Here is a 3140-nt window from a genome sequence, read left to right as displayed (position 1 = left end):
TCATCAAAGTATCTGACTTCGGTTTCAGAATACTTACATTTTGAAGATTCAGTTTCTCGGCTATTTTGAAATTAACGCCATTCGTTATATTATCCAAATTGGTATGAATGGCATAAATAGCAATATCATTTTTAATAGCCTTAATTACAGACTTTTCAATATAGTTTTTGCCATTCAGTTTTTTCAAACCTTTAAAAATCAATGGGTGATGGGCAATAATCAGGTTGCATTTTTTAGCAATGGCCTCCTCTATAACTTCCAAAGTCACATCCAAGCTCACCAATACATTAGTAATTTCAGCATTAGAATCACCCACAATGAGCCCGCAATTGTCATAATCTTCCTGGTAACTCAGTGGAGCTATCTTTTCTAAATAATCGGTAAGTTCTTTTATAGTCATTTTAAGATGTTTCTATTTATTTTATTTTTACATCTATGCTATCCAAAGGCTTTGTAAAAGGGTATTTCGTTTAAGCGGGTATTGGCATGAGCATATTTAAGCTTATTAATCTACTGTTTAAACTCTATTTCTCTTTCTGCGGGTGAAACCCACCTTACACACCTACGAAGGCAATAGCCTTCGCAGAGCGAATATATTGAAATTTCAGACTGCATTTAGAACACTTTCGAGTTCTTTCCTTTTATGATCAAAAATCTTAGTCCAATGTTGTTCCCCTATTTGCTTTTTACAAGACATAATCTCTGTTAAAATTTCATCCATTAATTGAAGCATTGTAAAGAAATATTGTTCCGCTCTTAACGTAGATTCTTTGTTACCTTGCAAGTACGAAATCAAAACTTCTTTTCTTGTATCAATTTGTTTTTGATACACCGAATGTAACTTCCCAGAATCAAAATCAGATAAAATACGATCGAGACTTGAATACAAATTCAAATCGATAGAGTAGAAATCGAAATAAAAAAAATCTTCTACTACTAATCCATAAATTTCAAAAACCAAGCATTTAGATGTCAAATATATTTTTTGATTATCAACAACTTTTAGCGTTAAATTATTTTTATTGACTAAATGTTTCAATTCCACAGTTTCAGATAAATAGCACACCTCTCTTAATGTCATAGAAATCAGGTTTTTATAGTATTCCACTCTGCATTACTCAAATTTATTGGCTTATAATCTTATTGTACTAAAAATTTCAATTCTTCTGCATACATAGCATACATACCTTTAAGCTGCCCTACAGCTGTCAAAAAATCAGACTTTATCGTTGGTCTTGTAGCTAAAATAATACCACCCTCGCAGTGCGAAAGCTATTGCCTTCGTACTGGTGTATTTCGGTCTTTGACCGAAGTGAAACATTAGGCATTTTACCATTCATTTCAACTATATTTTCGGCTACTAAAAGCCGCATTTCGCACGTACTAAGGCAATAGCCTTAGCACAGCTTTGCCATTCATCACTTCAAAAGCCTATAAATCAACAAAGTACTGCGTTTAATCAATTTTGGATATCCAGCTGTGCGAAGGCTCCGACCTTCGTACGTGTGTATTTCGGTCTTTGACCGAAGTGAAAACACAATGCTTTTTACCATTCATTTATTTCAATTATATTTTCTGCGGCTAAAAGCCGCAATTCGCACGTACGAAGGCAATAGCCTTCGTACAGCTTTAAAATCACTTCAAAAGCCTATAAACTCGGCTCTACGATGGTTCCACCATCGTTGTGGTGAGATGCAAGTTTTACTTGCTAAATTACCACTCATTAATTTCAGCCATCCAATTAGAATTCAAAGGATTAATAATTGGATTAGTCATTAAAGTTACTCCTTCAAAAATACTTTCTTTTCCTACATAATTACTTGCACTGCTGTACAAATAATCTGATGCTCTTGAAACAATTTTAGCTCGAACAGGATTCATGTGAATGTAATTTGCTTTTAACCAAAAAAACTTTTCTGAGAAAATCCTGCTGTGCGAAGGCTATTGCCTTCGTACTGGTGTATTTCGGTCTTTGACCGAAGTGAAACATTATGCATTTTACCACTCATTAATTTCAATAATACTATTTTGTTTTGTAAAATCAATTATTGGAACAGAAGCAATGCAAACATCAATAATTCCTTCCTTTCTAACATAATTTGATGCACTTGAATAAACGTAATCAGAAGCTTTAGTTACAATTCCAGACCTAACCGGGTTCATATGAATATAATTAAGCTTTGTCCAGAAGAACTTCTCAGAAAATATTTCTTCAGGATGGTTACCATATTCCCAAAATTGATACTTGCTATTTCTGCTTTGACTTTTTGCAGCAAATTCAAATCGTTTCAACATCCAATCTGACCTACTCTCCGGACCAATTGAAATTGTCTCAAGTATTTTTTTTGCTGTAAATACCTTAAAATCCCTAACTAAATCTGACAAATTCCCAGTTTCTGCTTGAAAAATTACATGAATATGGTTACTCATAATTACATATCCGTGCAGAATTAATCCTTTTTGTTTTTGACAATATTTCAAACTTTCAGTTACTATATCACGATAAATCTTCCTCGTAAAAATATCTACCCAATCTACAACAGTAAATGTCATAAAATGTGGTTTACTTTGATTACGTATTTGATATCCTCCTTTCTCCATATTCTCTTATTCAGATATTTTTTTCTGCGGCTACAAGCCGCGATTCACACGTACGAAGGAAATATCCTTCGCACAGCTTTGCAATGCACAGCTTTAGAACCATCATTTCAAAAGCCTATAAATCAACAAAGTACTTCTTTTAATTAATTTCGGATATTCTTTGATGTTCATCGTTTCGGTGGGTGTGTGTGCACCTGAGCCTGAAGCACCGAGGCCATCGAGACAATCCACATAATCTGCCACATAACTAATATCTCCTGCACCTCTTGAGCCTGGGTCGCCTTCTTTTACGGCTCCCATGCCGAGGTCGATACTTACTTGGCTGAGCACTTTCATGATATTTCTGTTGCCTTCGGTTGGAGGCATAGAGGGTATGCCGTCTTTAAATCTGATTTGAGCAGAAGTTTGATTCAGGTTTCTTTTTACGATCTCCTGCATTTTTTGTCTAGCGACAATCTTCTGATTTTCAGTTAGAAATCTTAAATCTCCTGTCACTATAGTGCGTTTGGCTATGATATTGGTTTTGCCCAAAGAAATGC

Annotated in this window: 5 protein-coding genes; all 5 read right to left on the bottom strand. The window is 34.6% G+C overall.

Annotated features, from left to right (window positions below; translation table 11 throughout):
* The coding region (locus EGI26_RS07130) for a Nif3-like dinuclear metal center hexameric protein (protein WP_255077339.1) at positions 1 to 400 on the bottom strand (400 nt) is incomplete at its 3' end.
* Positions 401 to 604: 204 nt separating this feature from the next.
* Entirely contained in the window at positions 605 to 1081 is a 477-nt protein-coding gene (locus tag EGI26_RS07125; protein ID WP_255077338.1) for a hypothetical protein, read from the bottom strand.
* 632 nt (positions 1082 to 1713) lie between these two features.
* Positions 1714 to 1881, bottom strand: coding sequence for a hypothetical protein (locus EGI26_RS07120; RefSeq protein WP_255077336.1), 168 nt, complete (start codon positions 1879 to 1881; stop codon positions 1714 to 1716).
* A gap of 117 nt (positions 1882 to 1998) precedes the next feature.
* A complete protein-coding gene (locus EGI26_RS07115) occupies positions 1999 to 2601 on the bottom strand; it encodes an REP-associated tyrosine transposase (RefSeq protein WP_255076740.1) in 603 nt (200 codons plus the stop codon).
* A gap of 102 nt (positions 2602 to 2703) precedes the next feature.
* Positions 2704 to 3140: M20/M25/M40 family metallo-hydrolase (locus EGI26_RS07110; RefSeq protein ID WP_409035357.1), on the bottom strand; the 437-nt coding region annotated here is incomplete at its 5' end.

Origin of the sequence: Lacihabitans sp. CCS-44 (genome assembly GCF_024343735.1) — a bacterium.
In the GTDB taxonomy this organism is placed as follows: Bacteria; Bacteroidota; Bacteroidia; order Cytophagales; family Spirosomataceae; genus Leadbetterella.
The sequence above is the reverse complement of the archived record's forward strand: the minus strand, read 5'-3'. Positions and strand labels throughout refer to the sequence as shown.

Coding starts and splice junctions, on each gene's coding strand:
- EGI26_RS07125 (WP_255077338.1), bottom strand. CDS start 1,081: ATGACATTAAGAGAGGTGTGCTATTTATCTGAAACTGTGGAATTGAAA.
- EGI26_RS07120 (WP_255077336.1), bottom strand. CDS start 1,881: ATGAATCCTGTTCGAGCTAAAATTGTTTCAAGAGCATCAGATTATTTG.
- EGI26_RS07115 (WP_255076740.1), bottom strand. CDS start 2,601: ATGGAGAAAGGAGGATATCAAATACGTAATCAAAGTAAACCACATTTT.